5 protein-coding genes are annotated in these 5,111 nt (G+C 74.0%); all 5 read right to left on the minus strand.

Features of this window, described 5'->3' with window-relative positions:
• Window positions 1–46: 46 nt before the first annotated feature.
• From UW392_RS61700 to UW392_RS61720, 5 genes are read right to left on the minus strand one after another with little or no spacing between them, the layout of a single operon-like run.
• Window positions 47–1,321: an ABC transporter substrate-binding protein gene (locus tag UW392_RS61700; protein ID WP_320784274.1), complete on the minus strand. Its 1,275-nt coding sequence runs from the start codon at window positions 1,319–1,321 to the stop codon at window positions 47–49.
• Window positions 1,318–2,445, minus strand: a complete 1,128-nt coding sequence (locus UW392_RS61705) for a branched-chain amino acid ABC transporter permease (RefSeq protein ID WP_414497645.1) — start codon at window positions 2,443–2,445, stop codon at window positions 1,318–1,320. Before UW392_RS61705 ends, UW392_RS61700 begins: the two co-directional genes overlap by 4 nt.
• Window positions 2,438–3,328 carry a branched-chain amino acid ABC transporter permease gene (locus tag UW392_RS61710; protein WP_320784275.1) on the minus strand — a complete coding sequence of 297 codons (891 nt, stop codon included), beginning with the start codon at window positions 3,326–3,328 and terminating at the stop codon, window positions 2,438–2,440. The genes UW392_RS61705 and UW392_RS61710 overlap by 8 nt, the downstream gene beginning before the upstream one ends.
• Window positions 3,325–4,125: an ABC transporter ATP-binding protein gene (locus tag UW392_RS61715; RefSeq protein ID WP_320784276.1), complete on the minus strand. Its 801-nt coding sequence runs from the start codon at window positions 4,123–4,125 to the stop codon at window positions 3,325–3,327. The genes UW392_RS61710 and UW392_RS61715 overlap by 4 nt, the downstream gene beginning before the upstream one ends.
• Window positions 4,126–4,133: 8 nt before the next feature.
• On the minus strand, window positions 4,134–4,946 hold the full coding sequence (locus UW392_RS61720) for an ABC transporter ATP-binding protein (RefSeq protein ID WP_320784277.1): 813 nt from the start codon (window positions 4,944–4,946) through the stop codon (window positions 4,134–4,136).
• Between the last annotated feature and the right edge of the window lie 165 nt (window positions 4,947–5,111).

Raw genomic sequence — 5,111 nt, forward strand, 5'->3', positions numbered from 1 at the left:
CCGAGCCGGACGGCTCGGGCCCACACCCGTTTCTCCCGGATCCCGCTCAGGCTTCCGGCGGCGTGTACGCCCGGGCCGCCTCCGAGGCCGTCGGCTCGCGCACCACCCGCATACCGCCCGTCACGGCCTTGTCGGGCTTGAGGACGACGCTCTCCCTGGAGGTCGGGACCTCGGGGTCGCTGAAGTCCTGGCGCACCCCGAAGCCGTTGTCGAAGGCGTCCAGCGAGAGCAGCGCCTCGCCGACGCCCTCGCGGGTGAGGTCCTTCGCGGCGCACGCCTCCTTCAGCGCCTCGGTGAAGACGCCGGCGGCGGTCCAGCCGGCGACGACGCCGTTGTCGAGGGAGTCCTCCGGGTAGGCCGCCTTGTAGTCGGCCACGAGTTGTTTCGCCCGGTCCGTGTCCGCGCCGATGGGCAGCGAGGGCGAGGCGACGTAGTAGTTCCTCATCAGCGCCGGGCCCGCCTGCGTGGCGAGGAGCTGCGGGGAGAAGGCGGAGTTGTTGCCGATGACCGGTACGTCGAAGCCGCCGGCCGCGGCGACGCCGACGAGCGAGGCCGCCTGGCGCGGGCCCGCGCTGATCACGACCGCCTTCACACCCGCCTTCTTGAGGGCGGCGACCTGGGCGGTCATGTCGTTGTCGGTCGGCTTGATCTTCTGCTCGACGAGCGTGAGGCCGGCCTCCCGGGCCATGTGCCGGGAACCCTCCACGGCGCTCTCGCCGTAGTCGCCCTCGAAGTAGACGTGGCCGACCTTGTCGCCCGCCGCGATGCCCTCCTCCTTCATCAGGAAGTCGATGGCGTTGATCGTCTCGACGTCGTACGTGGAGCCGATGACCCGGATGTAGGGGCTGCCGAGCAGCGAGTGGGCCCACGCCTGCGGCAGCACCAGCGCCTTGTCCCGGTCCTCGACGCGCTGTTCGACGGCGGCGACGAACGGCGAGCCGAGGAACTGCGGGAAGCCCAGCACCTCCGGCTCCAGCTCGGTGTACGCGGCGACGGCCCGCTGCGGGTCGTAGCCGTGGTCCCGCACGGTGAGGGAGATCTTGTGGCCGCAGACACCCCCGTCGGCGTTGAGCTGCTCGAAGTACAGCTGCTGGGACTGGGTGACGCTCTTGCCGAGCGTGGCGTACACACCGGTCATGTCGGTGAGCAGGCCCAGCTCGATCGTGCCGCCCGAGATCCCCTTCCCGGTGCGTACGCCGCCGGTGGCCCGCTCCCCGGCACCGCCGTCCCCGGCCTTCGCGCTGCACCCGGACAGCACCAGCAGTGCCGCGAGCGCCCCGGCGGCCGCTCTGGCCGTGCCGGCCGCGGATGTCGTCCTCATCGTTCCTCCCCTGGGGTGTGCCTGACCTCGGCGCGTCGCCGGGCGGCCACCCTGACCAGGCCGCCCGGCAGGAAGAGCACCACCGCCACGACGGCGGCGCCGTACAGGTACCGGGACGCCTCGCCCGGTGCGATCCCGCCCGTGCCGGGGGCGGAGACCAGGGGCAGCGCGTCGCTGTAGCGGGTCAGCAGCTGCGGCAGCAGGGAGACGAAGAACGCCCCCACCACCGCGCCGGACACCGAGCCGAGCCCGCCGATGACGATCATCGCGAGGTACTCCAGCGAGAGCGTGATGCCGAAGTGGTCGGGCACCGTCCGCTGGAAGACCAGCGCCAGCAGCACGCCCGCGAGCCCCGCGTACATCGAGGACAGCACGAAGACGGCGGCGCGGTGCCGGGCGACCGGCACGCCCATCACCCCGGCGGCGACGCGGTGGTCGCGGATGGCGTTCAGGGCGCGGCCCGGCCGCCCCCGCAGCACCCCGCGGGCGAACAGCGCACCGCCGAGCAGCAGCGCGAGCCCGACGTACCAGAGCTTCTCCGCCGCACCGAACGGCACGGCCGCCACCACCAGCTCGCTGTCGTCGAAGCGGAGGCCGAACAGGCTCAGCGGCGGTACGTCACGGCCGTTGAAGCCGCCGGTCAGTTCGCGGGCGTTGAACAGCACGTGCTGCCCGATGAAGATCAGCGCGAGGGTGGCGATGCCCAGGTACGCACCGCGCAGCCGCCCGGCGATGGGGCTGAACAGGCCGCCCGCGGCCCCGGCGAGGAGCACGGCCAGGACGGCGGCGAGCCAGGTGGGCAGCCCGAGGCCGACGAGACCGTCGCCGCCGCCGTCCCCGGCCAGCACGCAGTACCCGTACGCCCCGACCGCGAGGAAGAAGGCGTGGCCCATGGAGAGCTGACCGGTCGCGCCGGTGAGGAGGTTGAGGCCGATCGCCCCGATCGCCGCCGCCATCGCGAAGAGTCCGGCTTGGAGCCAGAAACGGTCCAGGTAGAACGGGAGCGCGAGCAGCAGGGCGGCGAAGGCCGTCCACACGAGGGCGCGGGTGCCGGGGAGTCTCCGTGCGGGCCCGCCGCCGGCCGTACGGGGCGCGCCCTTCCCGGTGGCCAGGACGTCAGACACGGGCGAGCTCCTTCGTGCCGAACAGTCCCGCGGGCCGGACCAGCAGGACGGCGGTCATCACCAGGTAAGGGGCGAGATCGCCCAGGCCGCGGCCGAGGAAGGCGAGGTCGCTCTGGTAGCCGGTGGCCAGCGACTCGGTGATCCCGACGATCAGTCCGCCGACGAGGGCGCCGGTGGTGGAGTCGAGCCCGCCGAGGATCGCGGCGGGGAAGGCCTTCAGCGCGGCGAGCGAGGTGGCCCGTTCCAGGCCCGGGGTGGGGAAGACGGTCAGGAACAGCGCGGCGACGGCCGCGAGCCCGCCCGCCACGGCCCAGGCGCCCAGCGACACCCGGCTGAGCCGGACGCCCATCAGCGCGGCCGTCTCCGGGTTCTCGGCGGCGGCCCGCATCGCCACGCCCCAGGAGGTGTACCGGAAGGCGAGCAGGAACACGCTGATCAGCAGCCCGGCGGCCACGAACGCGGCGATGCGCGTGTGGGCGAGGGAGACCGGCCCGAGGCTGAGGACCGCGTCGCCCCAGGGGTCGCCGAGCGCGAGGACGTCCGTGCCGATGCGGCGGGTCAGCTCGGTGGTGAGCAGGATGTCCACGCCGATCGTGACGATGGCGAGGACGCTGTGGTCGGCGCCCCGGTAGCGGCGCATGACCAGGAACTCCACGGCCGCCCCGACGACCGCGGCGCCCGCGATCCCGACGAGCAGCGCGGGCCAGAAGCCGAGGTCGTCGTGGAGGACGGCGGTGACGTAACCGCCGGCCAGCAGCAGGGAGGCGTGGGCGAAGTTGACGACCTCGGTGGCCCGGAAGATCACCACGAAGCCGAGGGCGATGAGCGCGTAGACCGAGCCCAGGGAGACACCGTTGAGGAGGAGTCCGGCGAACGTGCTCATCCCTCCCTCGCCTCCCCCAGGTAGGCGCGGACCACGGCGGGATCGTTCTGTACGTCGCCGGGGGCGCCGTCCGCGATCCTGCGGCCGAAGTCCAGGACGGTCACCGTGTCGGCGAGCCGCATCACCACTCCCATGTCGTGCTCCACCAGGACGATCGAGATGCCGAGGCTGTCGCGCACCCCCGCGATGACGGCGGCCGTACGGCGCCGCTCGTCGGCGGTCATGCCCGCGACGGGCTCGTCGAGGAGCAGCACCGTCGGCTCCATGCACAGGGCGCGGGCCAGTTCGGCGAGCTTCTGCCGCCCGTACGGCAGGGAGCCGGCCGGCCGGTCCAGGCAGTCCGCGACACCGACGAACGCGGCGATCTCGCGGACGCGGGCCCGGTGCCGGCGCTCCTCGCGCGCGGCCGAGGGCAGCCGCAGCCCCGCCGCGAGGAACCCGGTGCGGGTCAGCCGGTGCCGGCCGAGCAGCAGGGCGTCCTCGACCGTGGTGTGCGGGGGCAGCGCGAGGTTCTGGAAGATGCGGGCCACCCCCAGGTCCGCGATGCGGTGCGCGGGCAGTCCGGTGAGTTCCTTCTCGCCGAGCCGGACGCTGCCCGCGGTGGCACGGTACACACCGGTGAGGACGTTGAAGCAGGTCGACTTGCCGGCGCCGTTGGGCCCGATGAGGGCGTGGACGGTGCCCGGGCGGACGGTGAACGTGACGCCGTCGAGGGCGGTGAGGCCGGCGAAGCGCACGGTCAGGTCGCTGACGTGGAGCGGGAGGACGCCGGCGGTCGGCGGTGCGGAGGAGGTCATGCGTGCGCTCACCCCTCCCACCGGGACAGCGCGGGCAGGGTGCCGCGGGCGGACGGCGCGTCGGCGGCCGCGTCCTCGTCGACCACGCCGAGGTAGCGGCGGCGCACCTCGTCCGAGGCGGCCAGTTCGCCGGCGGGCCCGGAGAGGGCCACCTCGCCGACCTCCAGGACGTACGCCCGGTCGGCGAGCCGCAGCGCGATCGCGGCGTTCTGCTCGACGAGCAGCACGGACGTGCCCCGGCTGTTGATCTCCCGCACGGTGTCGGCGATCCGCTCGGCCATCAGCGGGGCGAGACCGAGGGACGGCTCGTCGAGGAGCAGCACCCTCGGGGCCGCCATCAACGCCCGGGCGACGGCGAGCATCTGCTGTTCGCCGCCGGAGAGGAGGCCGGCGCGCTGCCGGCCGCGTTCGGCGAGGACGGGGAAGAGCTCGTGGACGCGGCGCAGGGCCGCCGCCCGTGCCGTACGTCCCCGGGAGCTGCCGAAGCCGCCGGCGCGCAGGTTGTCGGCGACGGTCATCCGCGCGAACACCTGCCGCCCCTCCGGCACCTGGCACACCCCGGCGGCGACCACGCGGGCGGGCGGCAGCCCGTCGAGCCGCCGGTCGCCCAGGGTGACCGTGCCGCCGGTGACCGTGCCCCCGTGGAAGGCGAGGGTCCGGCTGACGGCCCGCAGCAGGGTGGACTTGCCCGCGCCGTTGCCGCCGAGCACCGCCACCACGGCCCCCTCGGGCACCTCCAGCGACACCTCGCGCAGCGCGCGTACGGGTCCGTACCCCACCGACAGGTCCCGTACGACGAGTCCCGCGCCGCCACCACCCATGAACGCTCCCCGCCCCACCGGGCCGGCCCGGTGTGCTCACCAGACACACGAGTTGTGTGTGCGGCGCTCACGACAGCACCGGCGCGACGGGCGCGTCCACGGGCGGGTGCGGAGTCGCTGCGGGTGACCAGCGGGTCCGGTCGCTCGTTGTGCGCGCGCACAACG

The organism is Streptomyces sp. CRN 30, from assembly GCF_034105845.1.